We start from the raw sequence: 26,987 nt of genomic DNA on the forward strand, positions 1-26,987 counted from the left end.
GCTTTTTAGAGACTACATATTCAATTTACCGCGTCTTATCTTGGGTAAGTAGCGATCGCAGGGGGGATTTCTCGACTGGGGAACCGTACCTGAAGACATGTTTATCCTCACAGAAATTGCGATGTCTACGATGGACTACGCCTACGGGCAATGGTTTGCTATGCCTTGGACTAGTTTCAGACTACAGTTTTGAATTATACAGATGATTTTAATTTTTAGTGATTATTTTGACTAATTTTTTAATCCTTCACTGAATAAGTAGTACTATCGAAATTTTTGTAGCAGCTGTTCACTGAGCAATTTCGCTACAAGTGTTAACTTTGATTTTTTGTTCATTATGCACAGAAACTCTCAAATAATGATAAATTTGCAACAAAAATAAAATCAACACAATAAAAAAACAATCTTTCTAGCTAATCTTCTAAAATAAGCTTCAAATTTGTCTACCAAATTCGTTTTAAAAGAAATAAAATAATAATGATGGCTTTGAAAGTAATTCTAATTGTAGATATTAAAAACTATTTGAAATATAGTCATCAACTTTATTATGGAACATATTTCTCAACTAACAGCCGAAATCAGAGATAAAGCTGCATACCCAGATATCCTAGTCATATCCCGGATCTTTCTGCCGAAAGAAGCTGTAATTGGGGAATATATCTACAATCGTTGTCTGCAAGATCCAGAACGAATAATTGTGCTGGCAGCTAGTTGCTCAGGAGATCGAGTATTTGACAAGAGTCAACAGTTTCCTGTGTATCGCTGGTATTATCCTAAATATTGGCGTAGTGGCTATATAGGAAATATCCTAAAGCCTTTGGCCAATATCGTCTGCTCATTTGTCCTAGCAATTAAACTCTATTTTCGCTATCACTATCGTTACATAGAGTGGGGCCACGGCTATGATTTTCCTTCACTGTTGCTATTGAGCTATTTGTTACCTATTCGCTTTTTTATCTATCTGCACGGCAACGATCTTCTTTGCACTTTACACAATCCCGTGCTGCGATCGCTATTTAAATTAACACTCAAACGCGCCGAAGGCATTGTTTGTAACAGTTCTTATACAAGAGATTACCTGAGAACTGCTTTCCGATTAGATACTCCTACCCACGTCATTAACCCCGTAATCAGACCAGAAAAATTTGGTAATAATGTAGCCAGTCCCAGTAGCCTGGATGATTTACGGGTTCGCGTGCGTCAGGCATACAACATTCCGGATTCAGCAATAGTTATTCTCTCCATCGGCAGACTAGTAAAACATAAAGGTTTCGACCGAGTAATTGATAACATCCCAATACTGCTAACTTTTGGGGTCGATGTTCACTATATACTTTGCGGTCAAGGGTCAAGTGAATCGGAACTGAAATCTCTGGCGCATCGTTTGCGGGTTGATAAGCGCGTCCACTTTGCTGGATATGTGCCAGAGCGAGAATTAGCAGGTTATTATGCAGCTTGCGACATATTTGCCATGCTGACTCTATCGGATACTAAACCTAATAATATGGAAGGTTTTGGTATGGCTTATTTAGAAGCAAGTTACTTCGGAAAGCCGATAATTGCCCCTCGTTTAGGCGGTGTTCTAGATACAGTTCAGCATGAAGAAAATGGGATACTGGTTAATCCCAATTCTGGTTATGAAGTTTTTCAAGCTTTCAATCGGTTGTGCAAAGACCAACAACTACGCGAGCAACTCGGTCGTAAAGGTAAAGAATTAGCCAAGCGTAGAACTCTTCATCGATCGCTTTATAAATCAGATGGGAAAAATGCAATTTTGTGAAATGATTTTATTAACTAAATCGGATTGAATCATAAAATTCAAAAAATACCAAAAAGGGTAATTTACTATAAGTCATATTTCTGCATAACCTTTAACAAATTGCTTCATAAAAGAGCGAGGCTACAGTGTAAAATCTCGCTGGTGATGCGATAAAATGTGCAATGAAAAATATCTGGTTGAACATAGATCAATTCCTTCGGCGTTACACAAAGCACCGAATGCAATCTTTCGTGTTTACAGTGATTGGATGTCTTGCTGTAGTTAATGTGATTACCTTTGGGGCAATGTATGTTGTGGCTCAACCTGCTTCAACTTCATCTGAACGTCCCGCTGTTAAAACGCCAAATTTCGGGCGACACTTTCAAGAATTTGGGCGTGAAGGCTCTATCTTGATTTACGACTCAAAAAATAACCGCATCTATGAACACAATCCTCAACGTAATGCAACTGCCATCGCACCAGCTTCAACATTCAAAATTTTTAACGCGCTGGTGGCATTAGAAACAGGTGTAGTTCCTGATGATGTGGCAGTTCTCACTTGGGATGGAATTCACCGAGATATTGATGCCTGGAATCATGATACAAATTTGCGTCAAGCCTTTAAGGATTCAACTGTTTGGTTCTATCAAGTATTGGCACGTAGGGCTGGATATGAACGGATGCAGCAATTTATTAATAAAGTAGGTTACGGGAACCGTCAGATTGGCACTGTCGCAGACATCGATCGTTTTTGGCTACAACCGCAGTTATTGCAAATTACACCCAAAGAGCAAATTAAGTTTTTGCAACGGTTATATCAAGGCGATTTGCCTTTCTCGCAACGGACAATAAATCTTGTCAAAGACATTATGATACGCGAACAAACTCCAGACTACACACTGCGAGGAAAGACAGGATGGTTAACGAGTACTCAACCAAATGTTGGTTGGTTTGTGGGTTATTTAGAGCAAAACAAAAACGTCTACTTTTTCGCGACAACCCTTGATATGCAAAAATCGGAAGATGCACCCGCTCGCATTGAGATTACACGACGTAGCCTCAAGGATTTGGGCTTGCTGGCTCAAATCAACTAACCACCACCGACAATAGTTACCACTTCTAAGCGATCGCCTGGCTGCACTTTTGTTTGCGGCCAAAACTGGCGGTGTAAAATTTCACCGTTATACTCCACAGCCACCAATCGGGGGTTAAAACCCAACTGTTGGAGTAAATCGGGTAAAGAAGTTTGAAATGAGCAGCTATGGGTTTCCCCATTTACCTGAATCGTAATCTCATTAGACATAAATGTGTGGGGCATTGGGCATTGGGAATAGGGCATTGGAAATTGGGTATTGGTTACTCACTTTAGACAAATGACAAATGACTATTTTAAAGTGCTGGTTTAATGCGATTGAGTTGAGAGAGCAAATATTGCGTTACTAGGGTAGGCTGTTCGGCTTGCATAAGCGATCGCACCACCGCTACACGTTCGGCTCCAGCATCGATCGCATCATTGATATTATTCGCATCTATTCCCCCAATCGCAAACCAGGGAATTGAGCAATTTTTGGCGGCATAGCTGACATATTCTAGCCCTGTTGCTGCCTTACCTACTTTCGTGGGAGTTTCATAAACTGGCCCCACGCCAATATAATCTACACCTTCAGTAATTGCTGCTTGCATTTCTTCTTTATTTGTGGTGGAAAGACCGATCAGACGTTGCGAACCCAGTAATTGCCGAGCAACAGCAATAGGCATATCTTGTTGTCCTAGATGCACGCCATCGGCATCGACAGCTAAAGCTACATCCACGCGATCGTTAACAATAAACAAAGCACCGTAGATGTGGCATAACTGCCGTAATTTTCTCGCTTGTTCTAGACGCAAAGAATCATCGGCAGTTTTGTCGCGGTATTGTAAAAGTGTTAATCCGCCTTTGAGTGCAGCTTCAACAGTGTTCAACAAATTTTCACTAGGGGAAGTCACAAGATACAAACGCGATCGCCACAACAATTGATGGCGCTGATGACCCATTAAACTACTTTCTAGGGTATAAACCTGATAGCGCATCTGCTTACAAGCTTTAGCCATACTTGGTTGGTAAAGCTTGCTGTATTCTTCCAACACCCGTAATGCTTCTTCTATCCGGCAAAAGTTAGCTTGCAAGACCGATTTTATACTAGCTCGTTGTTCTTCTTGAGGATGGGTTAACTCAGTCCCAAGATCGCCTGGTGTATCTCGCGCCGCCCGTAATTCTGGGGTATGCCACTTAGCTACCTCTTGTCGCAGCCGCTTGCATTCAAGAGCCAACTGGGCATCATTCAACCCAAATCGGCACCATTCCTCGATAATTCGCAAGCCCTCACGAGCGCGGTCTAAATTGGCATCTAAAATGCGGTAAACAACTTGCTGTGTTTGCTCTTTTTGGCTGTATGGCTCGACCATCACAACAACCCCATTAGTGCTTTCATCGAAGTGTGAATTATCATAAGTCCTAGTAACCATAAGTTAATTAATTTGCTTTTTTTTACTAATTTTTGCGGAATCTACGCAAAACAACGTAGTAGTGAGGGTTACGGTAAATTATCCCATGTTCCTATAGACAGTGATAAGGGTAGTTTGAGGCTACAGTTTCGCACTGAGCTTAGTCAAGTGTTTTACGATAGACAACGAGCTTACAAAAGACTGACAAAAGAGAATACACCAGAAAATTCACAATAGATATGTAGCACTATCCCGCCTCGGAATAAATTCCGAGTCTCATAACGAAAGTCCTCTAAAAGAGGACTAAACTAAATTTCTTGTTTAGTCCTCTTTTAGAGGACTTTAGCTATCAGCCCGGAACTTTAGTTCTGGGCAGTATATTTGCTCAGTGTGGGACTTTCACTTGAACAGAAATTTTGGGTGGGTAGGATTTTTAGAGATGTGTGTACACCGTAGCTTCTTAAGGACTTCCAAATTAAAAAATATCCAATTAATTCTTGTGGGGTGGGTAACATGATGTTACGTCTCTACAAGGGTTCTGGATAACGCATATTTAATTTCACTCTTATATCTAACTCTTATATCTATTAGATAAATGATATAGGCACAATTCATGAATTGTGCCTACAAATTATTTTGGGCAATGCATAATTAATTTCTGGAGATGTCTACTATCGTTTATTACTATGTATTAAATATGGCTAATCGGTCAATATATGGGTAATATTATCGACATAATACTCTCTAGAGAGTATAAGAATTTATGATTACTTATAAGGAGTAGTGTTAAATATGATTCTCGCTCGTGTGTTTCCTGAGTACCGTAGAGTAGATGTTTTATTTGCAAAGCTGAAGTTTCTGAAATCAGCAAAGCTTTTATTTTTTAGTTTTTCAGTCTTATCTTTTACTGTAGGGATGGGGGCGGCAAGTATAGTGTTCCTGGTTACAAGCCTGGATAGTGCAATCGCTCAAATTCCATCGACACCAAATTCAGCGCCTCTGAATCAGAAAACACCTTCTCAGGCTAATGTGCTATTTGTCAATCCTGGTGTTGGAGATGACAAAGCAGACAATGGCAGCGAATCCGCTCCTGTAAAAACGATTACCCAAGCGCTGCGATTAGCTAATGGCAATACTGTAATTATGCTCTCTACGGGCACTTATAGCGCCGAGACAGGAGAGGAATTTCCCTTAATACTGAAACCGGGTATTTCAATTCAAGGCAACCCCAGCAATCAAGGTAAAGACATTATCATTCAGGGAGGCGGTGATTACCTGAGTCGGAGCTTTGGCGGTCAAAACGTCACAATTGTTGGAGCAAACCAAGCCTTGCTGACTGGGGTAACGGTGACGAACCCTAATCGCCGTGGTTACGGTTTATGGATTGAATCTAGCAATCCGGTAGTTGCAGAAAATACATTTACTGGTAGTACTCAAGATGGAATTTCCGTTAGTGGTAATGCCACACCTACCATTAGCAAGAATTACTTCGATCGCAATGGAGCCAATGGCATCACAATTGCTGGTAATTCTAATCCCCAAGTGAAAGAAAATATCTTTCACCAAACGGGTTTTGGGATTAATATTGCCCAAAATGCTGCTCCTATAGTCATAGGTAATCAAATTCAAAACAATAGATCGGGAATTATTGTACAAGCAAATGCCCGCCCGATTTTGCGGAATAATTCTATTCAAGATAATAAAGAAGATGGTTTAGTAGCGATCGCTCAAGCAATGCCAGATTTGGGTAGTGCATCCGAACCTGGGGGTAATACATTTCAAAATAATGGCCGCCACGACATTAACGCCAGCGCTGCTAAACAGGTGATTTCTGCTGCTGGTAACAACCTTGTAAGCGATCGCATCATTGGCAAGGTAGATATTAACGGGACAACAGCACTAGCAACTCCAAATTCTCAACCAGTTCCCAACAACGTATTACGACAAATACCATCAACTGGAGAAATCACCTTCTCGGCTCCTGAAATCTCTGAAACTACTAATGGGCAAACCAGCAACAGCATTTCAGCAAATAATCCTGTTTCTGGGCAATTAAACAGTCAACTGCTGCCATTAAGGCCAGCAAATAATGTACCGCCTTCGCCGCCTATATCCAAACAACCACCCACTTCTAAAGTCGCCGGATTTCCTACTCCTAGCAGCTTGTCAGGTAGACAAATACCAATTAACGCACAGCCACCTGATACACCACAGTTAAATTACGTGCGGATAGATCCTAATACCGTTGAGTTTACTGCCCCTGAGTCTTCATCCAATTCAGTTGCACAGCCACCAGTTTCAAGTATGAAGAATCAAACACAGCAGCCATTACCAATACCAGAAACTACTGCCCCAGGTGCTTCAGAACTTTTACCACTTCCCGATCGCAATATCCCTATTGTTAATACTCGCAATCTGCAAACAAGTTCTGCAAGTATTCCCTATGGTGGTAACTCTGCAAGACAATTTGGTATACGTTATCGCGTAGTAGTGCCACTTGCAACCGATCGGGATCGAGATTTAGTAAGATTCCTTGCTCCTGGTGCGTTTCCCACAGTTTGGGAAGGTCAAAAAGTTATGCAAGCAGGAGTATTTAGCAGTGAATATAACGCTAAAGAAATGCTCAAAACACTCTCTAGCAATGGTTTAAGAGCCATTATGGAGCCGTTGAATTAATTGGGCATTGGGCATTGGGAATCAAGACTTTTCGGGTTTTGGGGGAAAGGGTTTGAATTTACCTTTCCCCCTTTGCCCTTTAACCTTTTCCCAGACCAAAAGAGAAATTGTTAGGCTTATCCGAAAAGTATTGCATTGGGAATTAGGCATTGGGCAAAAGGGGTCTTTTTCCTCAATTTTGAATTTTGATGTAAGGGCGATCGCGGGTCAAAATGAAATCAATTGCTTTAAGAGAGCGATCGCTTTTCTAATGTGGAGAAGGCAATCGCAGTTTAATCAAAGGAGCGATCGCACACCCTTCCCTTATATCTGCGCTGATTTGGCGACTTGCGTCTGGATACAGCAGGCTCAGTTTTTTTATTTTCCCAATTACTGAAAAGTGATTGCCCTATTAGACTTGCCCCTTACCCCCATTAATCTATGATGGCGGATTATTTTCGATAAGCTCGCTGCGCGAACCGACGAAATGTAAACCGTTCTAGAGATGTGTTCCACCTTATAGCCCAATCGTGTAATGCTGGATGACTCAAAAGGCGTAACAATGAGCTAACTACAAATTTTTACCTTAATTGCGAAATTTAGCCTAGAAACCATGTAGTAATAGGTAAAATAGGATGCCGCGCTTACGAGGTAGCACATGGAGCCATTAACAGCTGGTGCGATCGCTTTCACAACTTGGGTAGTGGGTAAAATCATTGACTGGTCAACAGACAAAACCTTCGATATAGCTTCAGAAAGGCTGATGCAACTCCTGAAGCAGAAATCGCCAGATACAGCCAAAGCCTTAACGTTAGCTAAGGAAAACGCCGCCTTACCACTAGGCGAACGAGAAGATATTGGTGAAGCTGTTTTGGTAGAAGAAGTGAAAAAGGCAGCAGCCACAAACCCAGAAATTAAAGCAGCAGTAGAAGCTTTAGGAAATGATATAAATCTTGCTGTAACTGAGAATCCCGAAGTAGAAAAGCGGTTAACAACTGTGATTGAAAATTGGCAAGGGATAAATATTAAAGGCGGAAAGCCAACTATCAAGAACAACACCCTTAACTTTGGCAGCAAATGACTAGCGAAAATTGGCAAGGGATAAATATTAAAGGCGGAAAGCCAACTATCAAGGACAATACCTTCATCTTTGAGTCGCCTAAACAAAATTCCCCAAACAATCTTCTATACTCCGGCTCTGCTAACTTTGTTGGTAGAGAGTATGAACTCAGCCAAGTGAGTGAAAAATTACAAAAACAAGATTTTGTAGCAATTTCTGCTGTGTCTGGTATGGGTGGAGTTGGCAAAACCGAATTAGCACTCAGATATGCACGTCAGCATGAAGCTGATTACCCTGGTGGTATTTGCTGGTTAAATGCGAGAGATTCAAATTTAGCTGCTGAAATTGTGCAGTTTGCCCAAATTTACATGAAACTGGAAGTACAGCAGCAGGATTTTCGTGGAAGGGCGCTGAGTCTAACTGAACAGGTAGCTTGGTGTTGGCAGCATTGGCAGCCAGCAGAGGGACGGGTGCTAATTGTACTAGATGATGTGACATCTTTAGAGGGTTGTCGAGATGTTCTACCAAGGGCTAACCGTTTTCGGGTGTTGATGACAACGCGATCACGGAATCTAGACTCCAATATTGAGGAAATTTCCTTAGATGTACTCTTACCAAAAGAAGCTTTGGAACTATTGACAGTACTCGTGGGTACTAAACGAGTACAAAAAGAACTCTCAGTAGCTAAACAATTGTGTGAATGGTTGGGATATCTACCTTTAGGGTTGGAGTTGGTTGGGAGGTATTTGGCGAAAAAACCTCCCAACTGGTCTTTAGCTCGTATGTTGCAACAACTCAAAGAACAACTGCTGGAAAATGTTGCCCTCAAATTGTCGCAACAGCAAACCCTAAGCACTGCACAGCGAGGTGTTTTAGTAGCATTTGAATTAAGCTGGCTTGAACTTTCTCATACGACGCAGCGTGTTGCCGCATTATTAAGCTTATTTGCAGCAAATATTTTTGCGATTGAATGGGTAGAGTCTGCAACTGGATTACTCAATTGGACGAGTGATGATGTTAAGACAGCTAACGACCAACTATATGAACTCCATTTGATTCAATGGGTAGAAGATACAGAAGGTGAGTCTAAAATTAGAATTCATCCCTTAATTCGGGAGTTTTTGAAAGTTAAACTAGATGCTATTGAACAAGCTTTTCAATTCAAGCAGGCTTTTGCAGAGACTATTGTTGCGATCGCTCAAGATATTCCCTATTCACCAACTCAGGAGTTGATTAGGCGTGTCAAAGATGCTATCCCACATTTAGCAGAGGTGGCACAAAATCTGACTGATGCAGTCAGTGATGAAAATTTACTTTCGGTATTTGTTGGATTAGATGGATTTTATTCTGGACAGGGATTATATGCGCTTGCTCAATCTTGGTGTGAGCAGTGTATATCAGTACTACAATTCCGCTTGGGAGAAGACCATCCCGATGTCGCCGACAGTTACAACAACCTGGCAGCACTCTACGAATCCCAAGGTCGGTACAGCGAGGCAGAGCCACTGTATGAAAGAGCGTTAGAACTATGGCAACGGATCTTCGGAGAAGAGCATTCCTATGTCGCCACCAGTTACAACAACCTGGCTCTACTCTACTATCACCAAGGTCGGTACAGCGAGGCAGAGCCACTGTATAAAAGAGCATTAGAACTATGGCAACGGATCTTCGGAGAAGAGCATCACTCTGTCGCCACCAGTTACAACAACCTGGCTCTACTCTACTCATCCCAAGGGCGGTACAGCGAAGCAGAGCCACTGTATGAAAAAGCATTAAAACTCCGGCAACATCTGCTGGGAGAAGAGCATCCCTCTGTCGCCACCAGTTACAACAACCTGGCTCTACTCTACTTCTACCAAGGACGGTACAGCGAAGCAGAGCCACTGTATAAAAAAGCATTAGAACTCCAGCAACGGCTGCTGGGAGAAAAGCATCCCTCTGTCGCCAACAGTTACAACAACCTTGGAGGACTCTACAAGAATCAAGGACGGTACAGCGAAGCGGAACTACTGTATAAAAAAGCATTAGAACTCCAGCAACGGCTGCTGGGAGAAGAGCATCCCTCTGTCGCCACTAGTTACAACAACCTAGCAGCACTCTACGACTCCCAAGGACGGTACAGCGAAGCGGAACTACTGTATAAAAAAGCACTAGAACTCCAGCAACGGCTGCTGGGAGAAGAGCATCCCGATGTCGCCAACAGTTACAACAACCTTGGAGGACTTTACAAGAACCAAGGACGGTACAGCGAAGCGGAGCCACTGTATAAAAAAGCATTAGAACTCCGGCAACATCTGCTGGGAGAAGAGCATCCCTCTGTCGCCACTAGTTACAACAACCTGGCTCTACTATACTCATCCCAAGGACAGTACAGCGAAGCGGAACTACTGTTCCAAAAAGCTTTGCAACTTTATGAGCAACAGTTAGGTGTAGGTCATTCAGAAACAATAATAGCTAGAAAAAATTACGCAGAGTTTTTGCGTGATTATGCAAATTTTTTAAGGAGCAAACTAAGTGGCAGTAATATTCCACCTTTGAGCCATTACGTGTAATGGGGGGCGAAAAGTATTATTTTCTCCTGGTTGTGAGCAGCGTCACTAACCTTGAGTATTTTCCCAACTTAGGATCATAAGTTGGGATTTGAGTTCTGACTGGATTAAATAGTTGAATTATATTTATGATACTTTTGAGCGCGATCGCCTTCGCCGTAAATCGGGTTAAGGCAAAAAAACTCATCATCTAATACCTCAAAACGACTTTCAGGTACCTCAAAACGACTTTGAAGTACCTCAACACGACTTTGAAGTACCTCAAAACGACTTTGGAGTACCTCAACACGACTTTGAAGTACCTCAAAACGACTTTCAGGTACCTCAAAACGACTTTTAAGTACCTCAAAACGACTTTGAAGTACCTCGAAACGACTTTCAGGTACCTCAAAACGACTTTTAAGTACCTCAAAACGACTTTCAGGTACCTGTTGCTTACTTTAATGTTATTTTTTTTGACAAATTTAATAAAAACCTCAGTACAATCAACTAAAAATAATTAGGTCGCTCTTAGTTTGCTTTAATTTTTCCGAATTATCTCTCAGAGAAGTTTATTGTTGCATTGGCTAGAGTACATGCAGTAATCCTATAACCTCCTTCAGGAGCGCATTTTATGGCACGACTAAAACGCAGTTCACCCACTCTCGAAAACGCTCTCCGTCGAATTGCAGGAATGCGATCGATTAGCCCAACGCTAGAATTTGGCAACGGATTAAATTTGACAGACTACGACAGCCGCATCCAAACCTTGCAAACCCAGCTATCTACATACAACACTTTACTCTCTACTCTAGATGAAATGGCAGGTCGTCTCTCTCTAATTGAAGAAGAATTGCGCGGCTACTCTGAAAAGATGTTAATGAGTGTGGCAACCCATTATGGCAAAGACAGTTTGCAATATATCCAGGCGGGAGGCAAGCCACGCAAGAAATTATCACGCCGTTCGAGCAACACCCAATCCCCATCTGAGAGTACAGCTACAACCTTGAATGGTGCAAACAATGGTAAAAGAACCTCTATTGTTTGATTTTAATTATTTAACTGCATCATGCTAATGAATCCTTAATTACGAATTACGTAGCTTGCTTCTCGCCTTTAGTGAGTATTACTAATTACGAATTACTAATTATTCGATCGCTGGCTCTGCGTCGGAAAACGCCACCTGATACTCCTTATACCAATTTGAAAAAAATGCGACAGATACATAGGGACATACGTTTGTTCTGTCTAGCTTACCTAATTTTGAATTTTGAATTTTGAATTTTGAATTGGTATTATTTCCCTACTGCTTATCCTGGCTTATGATCCAATCGGGTAGCTTGCTCTAGGGCAGATTTTTCTTTGGCTCGGCGGACATAGGGTTGTAATTGGGTGCGATCGCAAGCTGTAAAAATACTCAGGTTTTCCAAGGTAATCCCCCGCATTAACATTTCTACGCGCCAGGTTTGTTGTGCTTGGGCGATCGCTGGCGTTTGTCCTTGGGGAGTCAACAATCCTTCACTCCATACTTGCCAACGTGTCTCAAGTTCTGATTCTGAGATGGGTGTACCTGTTTCATTCAGAAACATCGCTGTTTGAGCATCTTTACGACTTTTCAGCCATTTGATTAAGGGGTTATTGGTAAAAGAACCATAGCGTTTGCCCAAAATCCATTGATTCACAGGCACTTGACGAACAAATCCGGGGATTGTGATTTGTAAGAAGTGCCCTTGAGTATCGTAAATTTGGTGCGATCGCTCCAAGCTAGTTATTTCTGTAGCGGATAACCCAGCCCCAAATAATACGTAAGCTAAGGCATAATCTCGTACTCCAAATTTCCTGGCCTGTTGCAGAATTTCGTGAACCAAACTAGCTGGTAAATCAGCTATTTCTGTGGTGGTGAACCCTCCCTGTAAGGAGTTTATTGCTGATTCTGTTGAAGATGACATGGCTCCATGTAAAAACAACTCCACCAAATTTTCGAGAAAATCATCCCGATCCTCCCAAAGTTCGTGAAATTCGCTGGTGAACTCAATTACGGCATATCCCAAAATCATCCCATTCAGCAAACTGGCTAATTTTTCTGCGGGTAAATAGGTATTTAGGTGTCCTTGCTGGATTACAGTAGCTAAATACTGAGCTACATAACGGTTTGCCTCTGTTACTCCCCTGCCTAGTGCGCGGCGATTTTCTGCCGGGAATTGGTCGGCTTCACCTACCACAGATCGGACGAACTCTGGTACTCGTTCTAATGCATGTAAGCTATCACTTGCATAATCTTTAAGAGCTTGGTAAACATTGCCGGGAGGTGTTGCTCGCCGTACCAGCGATTCACCTAAATCCTTGAAAGCTGCGGACTCTTCCAGCACAGCTAAAAGTAATCCATGCTTATTGCCAAAATTCCGAAATAGAGTCACTTCATTTACTTCGGCTTTTTCAGCAATTTGGCGGGTTGTGGTAGCGCTTACTCCCTGAGCAGAAAACAACTCAAGTGCAGCTTGAATCAGGCGTTGACGAGTGGAAATGAGTTGAGACGACATAGAAAAATGCAAGTGGCACTTGCAGAAAGTATCAGAGTTCTGCTAGCATAACAAATGTAAGTGATACTTGCTTTACTCTACTGTAACGAACTAGTATACAGGGCGGGTAAATCCTAGTGGGATTATGCCCAAGAAAAGGTAAATCGCTTCATCATCCATCAACAGGAATTTTTATGACCGCAAATTTTGGGGCGATCGCCCCTGAGAGAGGCAACTCACCTCAACTCAGTTGGACGAATGTAGTATTTTTTGCTACATTTCATGCCTTAGCACTTCTGTCTCCTTGGTTTTTCTCCTGGTCAGCATTAGGTTTGCTAGTGTTTCTCCACTGGTTATTCGGGAGCATTGGTATTTGCCTGGGATATCATAGACTACTGAGCCATCGAAGTTTCCAAGTTCCGAAGTGGTTAGAGTATGCGATCGCCCTCATTGGAGCGTTGGCTTTGCAAGGGGGGCCAATTTTTTGGGTAGGTGGACACCGCCAACATCACGCCCACACAGAAGATATCAATTTAGACCCCTATTCTGCTCAAAGAGGATTTTGGTGGAGCCATATACTGTGGATTTTCTACCCACGTCCAGAATTTTTTGACTATGACACCTATAAAAAATATGCCCCTGACTTAGCCAGACAACCCTTTTATTGTTGGCTAGATCGCTACTTCTTGCTATTGCAAATACCCTTCGGACTGCTGCTTTATGCTCTAGGAGGATGGTCTTTTGTATTCTACGGAGTGTTTCTCAGATGTGTCTTGCTTTGGCACTCAACCTGGTTTGTAAACTCAGCATCACACCTGTGGGGTTATCGCACCTTTGATGCTAATGATGGCGCTCGTAATCTTTGGTGGGTATCTCTCGTCACTTATGGAGAAGGCTGGCACAACAACCATCATACTTATCCCCACATGGCAAAATCTGGGTTCTCTTGGTGGGAGATTGATGTTACCTGGTGGAGCATCCTAGTTTTGCAGACTTTGGGTTTAGCTAAAAAAGTTGTCTCGCATCCTCCTCAAGGTGCAACTCACGGCTAAATTGCAACTAAACGATCGTGAATTTGCGATGCCGATTGCTTCTTGCAGTCGGCTTACTAATTTTTATAAAGAAGGGGAAGGGGGACTGGGGTTGGGGGAAAGGTAAAAACCTCGCCCGCAAGTGGCGCGACAATCATCATCCCTTTCCCCTTTAACCTTTTCCCTTTTATCAGTAGTATTTCACGGTAAAATCTAACGGATTAAATCACCGTAGTGCATCAAGCGTGAAAACTGACAGCATTTTTTATCGTCTTTTTCAAGAACTTCCTGGCATCTTTTTTGAATTAATTGGTAATCCACCCCAAACGGCAGAGGGTTATAAATTCTCCTCAATTGAAATCAAGCAAACGGCATTCCGTATAGATGGTGTTTTTCTCCCAACACAAGGAGAAGAAAATCCGATTTATTGTGTTGAAGTCCAGTTTCAAACTGACACAGAAATTTATTCACGTTTATTTTCAGAAATTTATTTATACTTACGCCAAAATAAACCGAAAAATTCTTGGCGAGGAGTAGTTATCTATCCCAATCGCAGTTTAGATACAGCAGATATCAAGAATTACAGTGAAATTTTCACCAGTCAGCGCGTCAGTCGCATTTATCTTAATGAATTAGGTGAAACTGCATCATTGCCAGTTGGAATTGCTACGATGAAATTAGTGGTCGATGAAGAGGAGACAGCAATTCTAGCTGCTAGGCAGTTAATAGAAAGAACCCAGCAAGAAATCAACATCGAACCACAACGGCGACAGTTACTAGAATTGATAGAGACAATATTAGTTTATAAGTTTCCGGCAATGAGTCGAGAGGAGATTGAAGGTATGTTTGGGTTAAGTGATTTGAAACAAACACGAGTTTATCAAGAAGGCAAACAAGAAGGCAAACAAGAAGGCAAGCAAGAAGGAGCGCGTGAAGAAAAGTTTAGAATGATACCTTTGTTGTTGAGATTGGGATTGAGTTTTGAAGAAACTGCGAAAGAGTTAGGTTTGAGCCTAGAAGAGATTCAGCAAGAAATGCAAAAACAGCCTCCAAGTCAGGATATGTAACCTACAATTAGCACCAATCACAGATACCTCTAAATATTCCTGCTATTTTCCATTACCATTAATTTTTAATTTTTTGTATGATTTCGCTCTCTCCTATTCTCCAAGCTAGACTCTCGCAACCCCTCAAAATTGGCTCGTTTGAGGTAAAAAGTCGGGTTCTCCAGTCGCCTCTATCTGGAGTGACAGATATGGTGTTTCGCCGTCTCGTGCGTCGCTATGCACCAGATTCAATGATGTATACCGAAATGGTGAATGCTACGGGGTTGCATTATGTAAAGCAGTTACCCAAAATCATGGAGGTAGACCCCAACGAACGCCCAATTAGCGTTCAACTATTTGATTGCCGTCCAGATTTCTTAGCAGAAGCAGCAATAAAGGCAGTTGCCGAAGGTGCTGATACTGTTGATATTAATATGGGTTGTCCGGTTAATAAAATCACTAAAAATGGTGGCGGTTCTTCATTGTTGCGGCAACCAGAAGTAGCAGAAGCAATTGTACGGGAAGTGGTGAAAGCTGTTGATGTACCTGTGACAGTAAAAACCCGTATTGGCTGGAATGACAACGAAATTACTATTCTCGACTTTGCCAAGCGGATGGAAGATGCTGGGGCACAAATGATCACAGTCCACGGACGCACCCGCGCTCAAGGCTACAATGGCAATGCCCGTTGGGAATGGATTGCCCGTGTCAAAGAAGTGCTTTCTATCCCAGTGATTGGGAATGGAGATATTTTTTCCGTTGAAGCGGCGGTGAGATGTTTAGAACAAACTGGCGCAGATGGCGTTATGTGTTCTCGTGGAACTTTGGGTTATCCGTTTTTGGTGGGAGAAATCGATCATTTTCTGAAAACAGGGGAGATGTTAGCATCACCAACCCCGATTCAGCGCTTGGAATGTGCAAGAGATCATTTACAAGCCTTGTGGGAATATAAAGGCGATCGCGGTGTACGTCAAGCCCGTAAGCACATGACTTGGTATGCTAAAGGTTTCGTTGGTGCTGCCGAACTCCGAGGACAGTTAAGTTTAGTTGAAAAAGTAGATCAGGGTTTGGCAATGATTGATCGAGCAATTGAAAAATTGGCTAATGGTTATGAATTAGAAGAAGAAGCAGAAGGTAGTTTAGTAATGCTTTAAAAAGTTGATTTTAACCTAGCTTGGGGTGATATTGCTGGTTGCTAAAAGTGACGCGATCGCTTGGATACCAATATTTCAATTAGGATTTAAATCTCCTGATGTAACTCTCTTGAATTTTGAATGTTTAACTAGCCAAAATAGAGGCTCACAATGTTAGTTTCCAAACACAACGATGTTGTAACCGTCCCCGAAATCCTTTCATTAGAAGACTTCATGGCAAATCCTCCAGAGGGCATGGAGTGGGTAGACGAGCAATTAGTAGAAAAAACAGGGATGACATTAAAACATAGTGAAATTCAATTGAATATTGGTTTTTTCTGGAGAAGTTACATCAATTCCAATCAACAAGGTGGGAAAGTTTACACTGAAGTACCTTGTCGTACATATAAACAGGGTCGTCGTCCTGATGTAGCTTATCTAACGCCTGAGTTGGTAACTGAGTTTGGCGATCTTCCCACTTTGCCACAGAGTTTCCCGTTGATTGCTGAGATAGTTTCACCCACCGATTTAGCTGAAGAATTATTTCTCAACGCGCAGGAGTATTTGCAGTCTGGTTGCGAGGAAGTTTGGCTATTATTTCCTGAAAGCCGATTAGTTTTTGTAATGACTGATAATCAGCTTTTGGGATTTAAAGCTGGTGATGTGGTTAGTACTCAAAAAGTATTACTCGGTTTTAGTGTAGCCATAGATGAATTGTTGGGTTGAAAAAGCGATCCATCTAACTAATAACCTGCAACTTGGGTTAATAGAGATTTTATCGAATTTAGTTAATTGCAATCGTTAGTAGTTTCAGTAGACCGAAAACTTTTGCGATCGCCCAACTGACAGATAATAATACTTATTGCCAGAAGCTACTTCATGTAGAGAAAGTTACTCCTATGCAATAGTGCTGCACGTCAAGCTTCCAGATTGAAGAAGAGTGATTACCGCCAAGGCTATCTTGTTCAGAGGAGAAACTAAGGATGTAATTAACTCAGAACCAGCGGCTTCCTTCAATCCGTTGCACCGCAATTGTTATGCAGCAACCGAGCACCGTCTTAACGATGCTGCCTCAAGCAGACTCCAAGAGCGCGATCATCTTCTCTGCGACACCTTTGGCAGAAGCAGGATTCTGTCCGGTGACAAGATTTCCATCAGCGATGCTGAATGCCTGCCAGGGTGCCGTCTTGTGGAAGAGTGCGCCTTGTTTGGTGAGCGCCGTTTCCAACTCGAAAGGCACATCAGCTTTTGCGTAGTTTTCTTCCTCGTCGTTCGTAAATGAACTGATATTCTTCCCGGCGAGCAGGAGAGTGTCGTTGCTCAGTTTGACGTTCAGCAACGAAACTGGACCGTGACAAACAGCCCCAACAACAGCGCCTCGCTCGTATGTCTCTTTCACAACCTTTTTGAGAAGTGGATGCTCAGGCATATCGACCATCGGTGCCAAACCGCCAGGCATAAAGATCGCATCGTACTGGCTAACGTCCACGTCTGAGAGCTTCTTCGCTTTCTGCATTGAGGCCCACCCTTTTCCTACCAAGAAGGCTAGGTTGTCAGGGTCGTCAGCAAGATTGAGCGCATCCAGAAACGGCGTATCTCCTGTGAGACTTGCGAAATCAATTTGGTATTTTGCTCTGTCAAATTCAGCATAAGGATGTGCAACCTCTGGCAGGAAATTTCCCGTCCTGCGGTTGTTCGGACCAATAACGTACGCGTTCGATACGATAATGAGAATCTTCTTTGACATAACTTCTCCTTAGTACGGTTGTTTGGTTCGGGACAGAGCTTTAAACAAGCTTCTTCACCAATATCACCTTGCGGCCTTCAAGATGGGGGATGATCTCTTCTGCGACGATTCTTTTATAGTGTTCCGATCGCCTGTGAGATTCTGCGGCAGAGGTGTCGGTGTAGTGTTCGCAAAGAATGAGTTCGCAAGGATCGCTTTCCGACTGATAAATCGTGTAGGAAACGTTGCCTTCCTCCGATCTGGTCTTCTCGGCCAGTTCCGGTAGCAATTTCAGTATCCGGGACGTTTCCGACTCCTTAATTCTCCATTTCACGATAACGATCTTTTCCATGTGCTTACTGCTCTCTTACAAGACAAGCGTACTAACACCCCAGTAGCTTGCGAAACAGTTGTCGTGCCGTCTGTAAACGCTTAACTGCGATTAAGATATTCGGCCTTTTATCGCTGGATAATTGGGTATTATACCGAATTTTTCCGTATAATCACCTTTTACTGAAGGATTATCAAGAATTTTCCGTATAACAAATTTCAGTAGATCGAAAAGATTTCTAAAAGCCTTACCAACGGCTCATTTTTACCAGTGTATAGAATTCGCTGGAATCCTCTTATAATCTGCTGTTTGAGTAATGCTGTTGTCAATTAACTCTGCTGCGTACAATTGCTCGATTCTTTGATAATTGCAAGAACAGTTCGAGTAATGCTGTTGTCAATTAACTCTGCTGCGATCGCAAATGAACGCTTGTGTTAGTTCCAAACCATCGGATGAAACCCTTATTTTCCCTTCAACTTACAAAATTTTTCGATCTACTGAGTTTGTTGTTTTAGGAAGTTTGAGAAAGTTTCAATACCTAATAGGGATTTTAGTTAATTGCAATAATAAGTACACCCTAAAAGAACATCTTCAATTAGGTTTCAATCCCTAATAGGGATTTTAGTTAATTGCAATTCGGTGGGAGCAGCAGCATCAGCTTGTTCAGATGCTAAAAGGTTTCAATCCCTAATAGGGATTTTAGTTAATTGCAATGCGAATGAACGAATCATAACACAGGGGATAGTGATATCGCAAGATACAAATCGCTGAAACCCAGTCCCTATAAGGTGCGCGGATGGTTGGAAAGTACCATTGCCCTCAAAGTCTTGTATAGATGGAGCATACAGCTTTTTTCGCTCCTTCTCATTTTGTACACCTACCCATCCGCGCATTTGGTAAGAAAATTAGTCTGATTGGCGATCGCTATCACCATTAAAATAAGCGATCGCCTAATCCTTGCACATCTTAATTTACCAAATCAGGGAATACCTCTTGTACAGCAGGATGCACTAAGCGATGATTCTGCACATTCACACCCTTAGCTAATGCTGGGTTAACCTCCAGTGCCAAAATTCCCAAATTCGCCAACTGGACAACATAAGGTAATGTACTATTATTAAGTGCCTGAGTTGCTGTCCAAGGTACTGCTCCTGGCATATTGGGAACGCCATAATGCACTACACCTTCTTCAAGGTATACCGGATTTGTATGGGATGTAGGGTGTAAGGTTTCTATACAACCGCCTTGGTCAACGGCTACATCAACTATTACCGAACCAGGACGCATTTGTTTGACCAATTCGCGGGATACTAGTATTGGCGCTCTACGTCCTAACACTAAAACTGCACCGATGAGCAAATCGGCTTCTTTGACTGCGGCTTCAATATGAGCAGAGTTGCTGTAAAGCAATTCGACTCTAGAGCCAAAGAGGGTTTCTAAGTAAGATAAGCGCTCGACACTCACATCTAAAATCTGCACGATCGCACCCATGCCTACGGCAATTTTAGCTGCTTCTGTGCCGACAACGCCGCCACCTAAAATTACTACCTTGCCCGGTTTAACTCCAGGGACACCGCCTAAAAGTACGCCTCTACCACCTTGCTGACGTTCTAAGAATCTCGCCCCAAATTGTACTGCAAGCCGACCGGCAATTACGCTCATGGGGGTGAGCAAGGGTAATCTGTTAGCACCAGGTTGTTCTACAGTTTCGTAGGCGATCGCAGTTGTGCCACAATCAATTAAATGCTCTGTCAACTTGCGATCGGCTGCTAAGTGTAAATAAGTAAATAATACCTGCCCTTTTTGCAAAAATTTATACTCAGATGTCAGCGGTTCTTTAACTTTAACAACCAATTCCCGATTCCAAGCTTTTTCTGATGTGGGGACAATTTCGGCTCCAGCACTTTTGTAGTCATCATCGGAGAATCCAGCACCATTACCTGCTTGCGTCTCGACGAAGATGCTATGACCATTTTCTCGCAGCACCCGCACACTAGAAGGACTTAACCCTACCCGAAATTCTTGATCCTTATTTTCCTTGGGAACGCCGATTTCCATATATCGCCTCTGATAATTTTTTTGTTTAACTGTACTCTTCCAATCTCAAGCTTGCTACTTCCGTCTTGCTAGTTCCGTATTAGAGATAGCTGGATTAGAGATACCTAATCTCTGTTCTAACTTTCTTAATTCAATCTGAGTAGCCCAAACTCTTACCCTTGACTATTGCCCCAGTATTTATACAATATATAAAGAATAGTAACAATTTATTAAAAAGAGATTGTATAGCTCCCTACTAGGAAGCTCTTGCTGAATTTCCAAGTCATCTTGGCATTCCAGCATTGCAATCAGCTTTTAAGTTAACCTGACTTTTCAATGTCATCTGAAAAATTCAAAGTCCTCTCCTTCTAAGAGAGAGATTTAGAGAGGGGTTTTCCAGATACCATGAAAAGTAAGTAGCGATTATCCCCATTTTCCGCGACTTCTACCAGAAGTTTGATATCAAGTCCCGTTTGCCAAAAATAAGGTTTCTTAAAAAATGACACAAACACAACCAACAATTACACCTAAACTAGAAGAGCCTAAGTTTGGCTTTAACGAATATGCCGAACGCTTGAATGGTCGAGCTGCAATGATTGGCTTTGGTTTGATGCTGGTGATTGAATATGTCACTAATCAAGGAGTGCTATCATGGCTGGGTCTGAAGTAGTACAAACAAGCACAATCTTGAAGTTGTAAGCTAATAATTAAAAGAGTTTCAACCAGCTGGAACAACCAGTTGGTTTTGACTTCTATAATTAATAGCGGAGTACTTCGCCCTAGATAGATTAATTATACTTCTTCATAAATAACTGCCCTAGAATGTAAGCTAGAGAGGAATCGAAATACCTATTAGCGATTGAAATATCATAGACTTGCAACTAATATGTGCAAGGCGATTAATGAATAAATTTCCTCCCCCTACTAAAAAAATCATAACTTAGTGTCTGCCTTGAATGAGAAAGGCAAATTATGGGTGAGGTATTCTTGGTAAATATACACAAAAGGTGAACTGGAACCAACCAAGCTGTGATGAATGCTGTATTACCTCGTTTTTTGAAGTCAACCTACCGAAAAGAGCCACTAATCAGTGTATTGATGACGATGGGCGTTATGGATGCCCTGATTGGCGGATTGAATGATAGCTGGTCGTTGTTTGCTTTTGGTTTGGGAACGGCAGGGATAGCGCTAGGCTTTAAGCTGTGGCGTTTTCAGCAGCGTCGTCCTTTACCAGAGGAGCCTGTAGTGCAACATTATTTGCCTTCTCGTTCTTCTAGTGCGCCTTTACCAATGTTAAGCGTTTCTAAGAAAAAACCACCTCTTTAGGATGTGCAGAGTTATGACTTAAAATAACTCTGCAAAATTTATTGGGTTTAACTGTATCAATAAAAGTGAGGAAAAAGAGTGAGTAGTGAGGGAAGAGGTGGCGGTAATTTTCTGCGGCCGTATATTATTCTGGCATTTATGGCAGCTGTTGCCCTTCCAGTGAGTACCTGGGAAGGGTTTTATATTCATCAAGCTAATGCTGCCATTGAAGTAACGCCAAACTCCCCCCCAGCTAACACCAACTTTGCTAATGCTCAACTACTTTACACACTCATCGGACATAACGGAACCATTAAATCCCTCGCTTTTAGTCCAGATAGCAGAATTCTTGTGAGTGGAGGTGCAGAAAACGAGGGTGTAATTCGCCTGTGGAATTTAGCAAAGGGCAAAAAGTTGGCGACTATTAACAAAGCACACAAAGCAGCCGTAGAATCTTTAGTGATTTCGCCAGATGGACAAACCCTCGCTAGCTGTAGTGATGACGACACGATTAACCTCTGGAGTCTGAAAAATTTAAAATTTAGCCGCTCTTTTGTCGGACATACCAGTAACGTCTTATCTTTAGCGGTGTCTCCTGATAGTAAAGTTCTCGTCAGTGGAGCTTTAGATGGGATTCGGATGTGGGATTTGCTACAGCAGCGCCCTCTAGGAATTATAGTACGCTTTGATAATTTGATTTATACTCTCGCTATTAGTCCTGATGGACAGACCTTAGCTAGTGGTGATAATAAGGGTGTAATCAAGCTGTGGAATTTGAGTACTGGTAAATTAATCAGTGAATTGGCAGCTCATTCTAGTGCTGTTAGCGCTGTGCTGTTTACACCAGATGGACAAACATTAGTTAGTGCTAGCCACGATCGCACCATAAAATTGTGGAATATTAATACTAGAGAATTAGTCCGCACCCTTACAGGACATAATAACTGGGTAAATGCGATCGCTCTTAATCCCGATGGACAAACCCTTGCTAGTGCCGGTAGAGATGGAATTAAATTGTGGGATTTAACTACAGGTGAGTTAATAAATACACTGAATGGACATACAGACTGGGTAAGTGCGATCGCTTTTAGTCCAAATGGTAAAATTCTTGCCAGTGGTGGATTCGATCGACAAATCAAGATTTGGGGGATTCCAATTAAACGAAAGTAACAGCGATCGGACAAAATATATCGTCAAAGAGTAGACTATATCCTCGACTTCTTAAAAGAAATCGGGGATATCATTTTGACGCTCCTTTCAAGGCTTTGTGACTTGCCATAGCTCAAATTCTCACTTCATGTAAAAAGTCAGTTATCGCTAACGCCGAAAAATTCCCCCAATCATTTCCTGTATCTGCTAAACTTTGGTCTTGCCTTTTTAAAGTTTTTGTAGTAGAAAATCAACCAAAGCTCAGATCGAATTTTGCTATAACTAGTCAAAATCAATGATGGTAGCAACCAATAGCGACCCAAAATCTTGAAGAACTGTGAATACTTGATGAAAATACACCCGAACTAATATCTTATCCAGCAAATTACTGTAAGTATAAACATAGGTAATTTCAAATTATCTGTGCAGTTACTTGCCCTCTAGATCGGAACAATTTCTGAACTTAGACAATCTTAGAAATGGTCATCGTCAGTAAATGCACTCAGTTAAAAGTCACGAACTCGTGTGAAGCCAAGGTTTGTAGCGTTTAACCGCTATTTCGCAGGTAGGATAACTTGCTACTTAAATGATGTTTAATTTTCCCGAACTGCTTTTGATCCCCATTTCGATAGAATGACTAGGCAGAACCCTAAAACTAAAAACCGCTTTTGACTGCGACGCTCATGAATCAACTGAACAATGGTTTTACGCTATTTTTAAGTCTGCTAGTCGAGGCGATGCCTTTTTTGCTTCTTGGGGTTTTATTCTCCAGTTTGCTGCTGTTTTTTGTTGATGAGCGCAAACTAGTAGAAAAAATGCCCAAAAATCCGCTGTTGGGTGCTTTAGTTGGCAGCACGATCGGCTTTTTGTTTCCAGTGTGTGAGTGCGGGAATGTACCGGTAGCGCGGCGATTCCTGATTCAAGGAGTACCCACACCAGTCGCAATTGGTTTTTTGCTAGCAGCACCAACAATTAACCCAGTTGTAATTTGGGCCACTTGGACAGCATTTCGAGATCAGCCAGAAATAGTAGTCTTACGAGTCGTATTTTCCCTAACAATTGCCACAATTATCGGGTATGTTTTCAGTTTTCAAAAGGACTTAAATCCCATAGTCCAACCTGCGATCGCTCGTTATATGAAGTTTAATTCACCCGCGCAGCCCCAAACCAAACGCCGTGGTAAGGCTTACCAAGGACAACAGGAAGAAACAGTACCGAATCTGTTGCAATCCGGGACTTATATCTTAGGAGGAAAAGCAGGTATACCTCTACGGATAGATCCTAATTTAGTACTGCCTACCTCAGTTTCTACTGCTGATAAACCGCTAGCAGCTAAACTGCGCCTAGTTGTGGATAATAGCATCCAAGAATTGCGGGAATTGGGCGGAGTGATGATTTTAGGAAGTGCGATCGCTGCTGCTATTCAAGTCCTAGCTCCCCGTGAATTGGTTCTCAGTTTGGGTGCTGGGCCCATTACCTCAATTGTGGTCATGCTGATATTAGCTGTAATAGTATCAATTTGTTCTACAGTCGATTCTTTCTTCGCCCTATCTTTTGCCTCAACCTTTAGCAGCGGTTCATTATTGGCATTTCTGGTATTTGGGCCAATGATTGACATCAAAAGTGTTGGTTTAATGTTATCTATTTTTAAACCCAAGACCATCTTTTACTTATTTGCTTTAGCAGCACAATTGACATTTGTATTTACTCTTTTCCTGAACTTGCACGTCTTTTAAGAAAATAATTGTCATTAGTCATCTGTTCTTTGTCCTTTGTTTAATGACCAATGACTAATGACTGATGACTAATGACCAATGACTAATGACTAACAAAAATCCCAAATCTAAAACCCCAAATCTATTACTTCCTTGGCTGGATGCTCTAGCAATTACGGCTTGGGGCATTTTGATGCTGAGATATTGGCTAACTAATAAGCTGAACCTGTTGATTCATCCAAATTACATTTGGTTGGTGATTGTGACTGGTATCAGTTTCATCATTATTGGTTTGTTCAAAATGCAGGAACTTTGGCAACGGCGTCGCCGTGATGTTACGCCACCAAACACCCAGCATATTAGTTTATTTCCCCCTGGTTGGGGCAGTGCTTTATTGTTGACTACAGCGATTCTAGGTTTTATGATTACACCGCAAGTTTTTGCTAGTGACAAAGCACTCCAAAGGGGCGTGACGGCTGATTTATTGGGAAGCACACGTGTTAAACCCCAAGCCTTTCGCGCTACTGTTCGTCCAGAGGAGCGATCGCTTGTCGACTGGGTACGCACCGTCAATGTCTATCCTGAACCAGATACATATACAGGGCAAAAAGTCAAGGTGCAGGGATTTGTGATTCACCCGCCCGATATAGGAAAAGAATATTTGTTTTTAGCACGATTTGTCTTAAGTTGCTGTGCGGCAGATGCTTACCCTGTGGGATTGCCCGTCAAACTACAAAATAATCAAGAGCTTTACCCTGCTGATACATGGCTGGAAGTAGAAGGACAAATGGTGACAGAAAATTTAGCAGGTAAACGCCAACTTACCATTGCCGCTACCTCTCTTAAAAAAATTCCTCAACCTCAGAATCCTTATAGTTATTAATCATTTGTCCTTTGTCATTAGTCATTTGTAGATAACTAACGACCAATGCCCCATACTTCGACTACGCTCAGTACAAGTGCCCAATGCCCTATGTCCCATAACCAATGAGTAAATCTAAAGCATTCCAACCACTGGATCGTATAGCGATCGCCCTAATGTTACTGCTGAGTGTGCTGATTGGGTTAATCATCTTGCAAGGTGATGTGGTAACTGCTCGTGTCCGGGAATTTACCTGGCAAAATCAACAGATTGGGGCAGAAGATAATTCCTTCACCCTCACCTTCAGCCGCCCAATGGAAACAAAAAGCGTCGAGGATAACTTGAAAATCGAGCCACCCCTAGCAGGTAAATTCAGTTGGGCAGGGCGGCGGATGGTTTATACATTGGTGACACCAGCACCTTATGGCACAAATTATAAAGTGCAGTTACAAGGAGCTAAAGATAAATTTGCAGAGCAAGAAGGTACAAATCGCCTGATACAGCCCTTTACAGGTAGCTTCCGTACACGCGATCGCGTTATCCTTTATATCGGAACCGACAAAGAAGAACAGGGACGATTAGTTCTTTACAACTTAACCCAAGAGCAAAAAAGGATACTTACTCCCAAAGACCTGATCGTAATCGATTTTGAGTCATTTCCTGATGGGGAGAAAATTTTATTTTCTGCTCGCGCCGCAAACAATCAAGACTTACTTTCAGCCCAACTGTATACAGTGACAACAGGTGTTTCTGCTAAATCTGGACAAAAAGCAGAACCAGAAGGCAAAGTTGACTTGACTTTAGATAGTAAAGATTATCAAAACCTGAAATTTGACTTATCACCTGATGGGCAAACTATTGTCATCCAGCGGGGAAATAAAACTAATCCTGGTGACTTTGGACTATGGTTTATGCCAGCAACCAGTGATGGTTCCGCAGAAAAACCCACCCCGAAACGTCTAAAAAGCCAGCCGGGGGGAGATTTTATGGTGACACCAGATAGTAAAGCCGTAGCAGTTGCCCAAGGACAGGGAGCAGCAATTTTACCACTGCAAGGTGATGCCAGTAAACCTTTGGATTTTCTGCCGCAGTTTGGTTTGGTACAAGCTTTCTCCAAAGATGGCTCTCAAGCCGCGATGGTAAAGTTTAATACAGATTACACGCGGGATTTGTTTTTGGTAACAAACCAAGGCGTGCAGAAACAGCTATTAAAAACAACAGGTTCAATTCTCAGTTGCCAATTTGACATCGCCTCACCCACCCTCTACTGTTTGCTAACACAGCTAGTATCCAAAGAACAATACATAGAGCAGCCCTATGTGGTGGCAATTGATTTGAAAACCGGGCAACAGAAACCATTGTTAGTACTGCCTCCCGCTCAACGAAATGTGCAGATGAGTTTATCTGCTGACGGTTTGGGCTTGTTATTTGACCAAGTAGTACCGCAGACAAATCCCCCAGCATCATTACCCCCAAACACTTTAAAAACTGATGATGGAGATACGATCGCTACCAGTAGCCTGTGGTTAATGCCTCTGTTGCCCATCGCTGATGCTACAACTGTTGAAATTAAACCAGAACAACTCCCCTTAGCTGGGTTTCATCCCCGATGGCTACCTTGAGAGAATAATTCGTAAGTCGATTTCG

At 42.2% G+C, this 26,987-nt stretch carries 22 protein-coding genes; 16 read left to right on the forward strand and 6 right to left on the reverse strand.

Annotation, left to right across the window (positions count from 1 at the left end):
- The first annotated feature begins 547 nt into the window (after positions 1-547).
- Entirely contained in the window at positions 548-1,780 is a 1,233-nt protein-coding gene (locus V7K45_RS20460) for a glycosyltransferase family 4 protein (protein WP_335006618.1), read from the forward strand.
- A gap of 218 nt (positions 1,781-1,998) precedes the next feature.
- Positions 1,999-2,853 carry a class D beta-lactamase gene (gene blaOXA / locus V7K45_RS20465; protein WP_335006620.1) on the forward strand — a complete coding sequence of 285 codons (855 nt, stop codon included), beginning with the start codon at positions 1,999-2,001 and terminating at the stop codon, positions 2,851-2,853.
- On the opposite strand, the gene thiS is transcribed toward blaOXA, so the two are convergent.
- Together thiS and V7K45_RS20475 are read right to left on the reverse strand one after the other, a co-directional pair.
- Positions 2,850-3,062 (reverse strand): sulfur carrier protein ThiS, encoded by a 213-nt coding sequence (gene thiS / locus V7K45_RS20470; protein ID WP_094349580.1) that lies wholly within the window; start codon positions 3,060-3,062, stop codon positions 2,850-2,852. The genes blaOXA and thiS overlap by 4 nt on opposite strands.
- Positions 3,063-3,148: 86 nt before the next feature.
- Positions 3,149-4,264, reverse strand: coding sequence for a thiamine phosphate synthase (locus V7K45_RS20475; protein WP_335006622.1), 1,116 nt, complete (start codon positions 4,262-4,264; stop codon positions 3,149-3,151).
- Between the two features lie 771 nt (positions 4,265-5,035).
- On the opposite strand from V7K45_RS20475, the gene V7K45_RS20480 reads away from it, so the two are divergent.
- The 4 genes from V7K45_RS20480 (at position 5,036) to V7K45_RS20495 (ending at position 11,534) form a co-directional block, all read left to right on the forward strand.
- Positions 5,036-6,919: a DUF1565 domain-containing protein gene (locus tag V7K45_RS20480; RefSeq protein ID WP_335006624.1), complete on the forward strand. Its 1,884-nt coding sequence runs from the start codon at positions 5,036-5,038 to the stop codon at positions 6,917-6,919.
- Positions 6,920-7,556: 637 nt separating this feature from the next.
- The gene (locus tag V7K45_RS20485) at positions 7,557-7,979 is read left to right on the forward strand and encodes a hypothetical protein (protein ID WP_335006626.1); all 423 of its coding nucleotides are present in this window, start codon (positions 7,557-7,559) and stop codon (positions 7,977-7,979) included.
- Positions 7,976-10,510, forward strand: coding sequence for a tetratricopeptide repeat protein (locus V7K45_RS20490; protein ID WP_335006628.1), 2,535 nt, complete (start codon positions 7,976-7,978; stop codon positions 10,508-10,510). The genes V7K45_RS20485 and V7K45_RS20490 overlap by 4 nt, the downstream gene beginning before the upstream one ends.
- A gap of 610 nt (positions 10,511-11,120) precedes the next feature.
- The gene (locus V7K45_RS20495; protein ID WP_335006630.1) at positions 11,121-11,534 is read left to right on the forward strand and encodes a hypothetical protein; all 414 of its coding nucleotides are present in this window, start codon (positions 11,121-11,123) and stop codon (positions 11,532-11,534) included.
- Between the two features lie 262 nt (positions 11,535-11,796).
- Here V7K45_RS20495 and V7K45_RS20500 read toward each other — a convergent pair whose 3' ends face one another.
- Entirely contained in the window at positions 11,797-13,026 is a 1,230-nt protein-coding gene (locus V7K45_RS20500) for a TetR family transcriptional regulator (protein WP_335006632.1), read from the reverse strand.
- Between the two features lie 173 nt (positions 13,027-13,199).
- On the opposite strand from V7K45_RS20500, the gene V7K45_RS20505 reads away from it, so the two are divergent.
- From V7K45_RS20505 to V7K45_RS20520, 4 genes are all read left to right on the forward strand, one after another.
- Entirely contained in the window at positions 13,200-14,057 is an 858-nt protein-coding gene (locus tag V7K45_RS20505; RefSeq protein WP_335006634.1) for an acyl-CoA desaturase, read from the forward strand.
- 224 nt (positions 14,058-14,281) lie between these two features.
- A complete protein-coding gene (locus V7K45_RS20510; protein ID WP_335006636.1) occupies positions 14,282-15,103 on the forward strand; it encodes an Rpn family recombination-promoting nuclease/putative transposase in 822 nt (273 codons plus the stop codon).
- Positions 15,104-15,180: 77 nt separating this feature from the next.
- Positions 15,181-16,236: a tRNA dihydrouridine synthase DusB gene (gene dusB, locus V7K45_RS20515; protein WP_335006638.1), complete on the forward strand. Its 1,056-nt coding sequence runs from the start codon at positions 15,181-15,183 to the stop codon at positions 16,234-16,236.
- Between the two features lie 150 nt (positions 16,237-16,386).
- Complete coding sequence (locus V7K45_RS20520) at positions 16,387-16,941, forward strand: Uma2 family endonuclease (protein ID WP_335006640.1); 555 nt, start codon at positions 16,387-16,389, stop codon at positions 16,939-16,941.
- 346 nt (positions 16,942-17,287) lie between these two features.
- Here the strand turns inward: V7K45_RS20520 and V7K45_RS20525 are convergent, their stop codons facing one another.
- From V7K45_RS20525 to ald, 3 genes are all read right to left on the reverse strand, one after another.
- The gene (locus tag V7K45_RS20525; RefSeq protein WP_335006642.1) at positions 17,288-17,962 is read right to left on the reverse strand and encodes a type 1 glutamine amidotransferase domain-containing protein; all 675 of its coding nucleotides are present in this window, start codon (positions 17,960-17,962) and stop codon (positions 17,288-17,290) included.
- Between the two features lie 40 nt (positions 17,963-18,002).
- On the reverse strand, positions 18,003-18,293 hold the full coding sequence (locus V7K45_RS20530) for a putative quinol monooxygenase (protein WP_335006644.1): 291 nt from the start codon (positions 18,291-18,293) through the stop codon (positions 18,003-18,005).
- Between the two features lie 945 nt (positions 18,294-19,238).
- On the reverse strand, positions 19,239-20,330 hold the full coding sequence (gene ald, locus V7K45_RS20535; RefSeq protein ID WP_335006646.1) for an alanine dehydrogenase: 1,092 nt from the start codon (positions 20,328-20,330) through the stop codon (positions 19,239-19,241).
- A gap of 478 nt (positions 20,331-20,808) precedes the next feature.
- On the opposite strand from ald, the gene V7K45_RS20540 reads away from it, so the two are divergent.
- The 6 genes from V7K45_RS20540 to V7K45_RS20565 all read left to right on the forward strand — a co-directional run bounded on the left by V7K45_RS20540 (position 20,809) and on the right by V7K45_RS20565 (position 26,962).
- Positions 20,809-20,979: a hypothetical protein gene (locus V7K45_RS20540; protein WP_099099534.1), complete on the forward strand. Its 171-nt coding sequence runs from the start codon at positions 20,809-20,811 to the stop codon at positions 20,977-20,979.
- Between the two features lie 362 nt (positions 20,980-21,341).
- Positions 21,342-21,635 carry a hypothetical protein gene (locus V7K45_RS20545; RefSeq protein WP_094349593.1) on the forward strand — a complete coding sequence of 98 codons (294 nt, stop codon included), beginning with the start codon at positions 21,342-21,344 and terminating at the stop codon, positions 21,633-21,635.
- 78 nt (positions 21,636-21,713) lie between these two features.
- Positions 21,714-22,784, forward strand: coding sequence for a WD40 repeat domain-containing protein (locus tag V7K45_RS20550; protein ID WP_335006648.1), 1,071 nt, complete (start codon positions 21,714-21,716; stop codon positions 22,782-22,784).
- Positions 22,785-23,446: 662 nt separating this feature from the next.
- Positions 23,447-24,499 (forward strand): permease, encoded by a 1,053-nt coding sequence (locus V7K45_RS20555; RefSeq protein ID WP_335006650.1) that lies wholly within the window; start codon positions 23,447-23,449, stop codon positions 24,497-24,499.
- Positions 24,500-24,584: 85 nt separating this feature from the next.
- Complete coding sequence (locus V7K45_RS20560) at positions 24,585-25,361, forward strand: TIGR03943 family putative permease subunit (RefSeq protein WP_335006652.1); 777 nt, start codon at positions 24,585-24,587, stop codon at positions 25,359-25,361.
- Between the two features lie 104 nt (positions 25,362-25,465).
- Positions 25,466-26,962, forward strand: a complete 1,497-nt coding sequence (locus V7K45_RS20565) for an Ig-like domain-containing protein (protein ID WP_335006654.1) — start codon at positions 25,466-25,468, stop codon at positions 26,960-26,962.
- Positions 26,963-26,987: the final 25 nt, after the last annotated feature.

The sequence above is a fragment of the Nostoc sp. genome (assembly GCF_036917375.1).
Lineage (GTDB): Bacteria > Cyanobacteriota > Cyanobacteriia > Cyanobacteriales > Nostocaceae > Nostoc.

Bases quoted from the DNA above. Each gene is read 5' to 3' on its own strand.
- V7K45_RS20525 (WP_335006642.1), bottom strand. From the start codon at position 17,962: ATGTCAAAGAAGATTCTCATTATCGTATCGAACGCGTACGTTATTGGT.
- V7K45_RS20460 (WP_335006618.1), top strand. From the start codon at position 548: ATGGAACATATTTCTCAACTAACAGCCGAAATCAGAGATAAAGCTGCA.
- V7K45_RS20565 (WP_335006654.1), top strand. From the start codon at position 25,466: ATGAGTAAATCTAAAGCATTCCAACCACTGGATCGTATAGCGATCGCC.
- V7K45_RS20555 (WP_335006650.1), top strand. From the start codon at position 23,447: ATGAATCAACTGAACAATGGTTTTACGCTATTTTTAAGTCTGCTAGTC.
- V7K45_RS20480 (WP_335006624.1), top strand. From the start codon at position 5,036: ATGATTCTCGCTCGTGTGTTTCCTGAGTACCGTAGAGTAGATGTTTTA.
- V7K45_RS20475 (WP_335006622.1), bottom strand. From the start codon at position 4,264: ATGGTTACTAGGACTTATGATAATTCACACTTCGATGAAAGCACTAAT.
- ald (WP_335006646.1), bottom strand. From the start codon at position 20,330: ATGGAAATCGGCGTTCCCAAGGAAAATAAGGATCAAGAATTTCGGGTA.
- dusB (WP_335006638.1), top strand. From the start codon at position 15,181: ATGATTTCGCTCTCTCCTATTCTCCAAGCTAGACTCTCGCAACCCCTC.
- V7K45_RS20500 (WP_335006632.1), bottom strand. From the start codon at position 13,026: ATGTCGTCTCAACTCATTTCCACTCGTCAACGCCTGATTCAAGCTGCA.
- V7K45_RS20485 (WP_335006626.1), top strand. From the start codon at position 7,557: ATGGAGCCATTAACAGCTGGTGCGATCGCTTTCACAACTTGGGTAGTG.
- V7K45_RS20520 (WP_335006640.1), top strand. From the start codon at position 16,387: ATGTTAGTTTCCAAACACAACGATGTTGTAACCGTCCCCGAAATCCTT.
- blaOXA (WP_335006620.1), top strand. From the start codon at position 1,999: ATGCAATCTTTCGTGTTTACAGTGATTGGATGTCTTGCTGTAGTTAAT.
- V7K45_RS20545 (WP_094349593.1), top strand. From the start codon at position 21,342: ATGAATGCTGTATTACCTCGTTTTTTGAAGTCAACCTACCGAAAAGAG.
- thiS (WP_094349580.1), bottom strand. From the start codon at position 3,062: ATGTCTAATGAGATTACGATTCAGGTAAATGGGGAAACCCATAGCTGC.
- V7K45_RS20490 (WP_335006628.1), top strand. From the start codon at position 7,976: ATGACTAGCGAAAATTGGCAAGGGATAAATATTAAAGGCGGAAAGCCA.
- V7K45_RS20540 (WP_099099534.1), top strand. From the start codon at position 20,809: ATGACACAAACACAACCAACAATTACACCTAAACTAGAAGAGCCTAAG.
- V7K45_RS20530 (WP_335006644.1), bottom strand. From the start codon at position 18,293: ATGGAAAAGATCGTTATCGTGAAATGGAGAATTAAGGAGTCGGAAACG.
- V7K45_RS20505 (WP_335006634.1), top strand. From the start codon at position 13,200: ATGACCGCAAATTTTGGGGCGATCGCCCCTGAGAGAGGCAACTCACCT.
- V7K45_RS20495 (WP_335006630.1), top strand. From the start codon at position 11,121: ATGGCACGACTAAAACGCAGTTCACCCACTCTCGAAAACGCTCTCCGT.
- V7K45_RS20560 (WP_335006652.1), top strand. From the start codon at position 24,585: ATGACTAACAAAAATCCCAAATCTAAAACCCCAAATCTATTACTTCCT.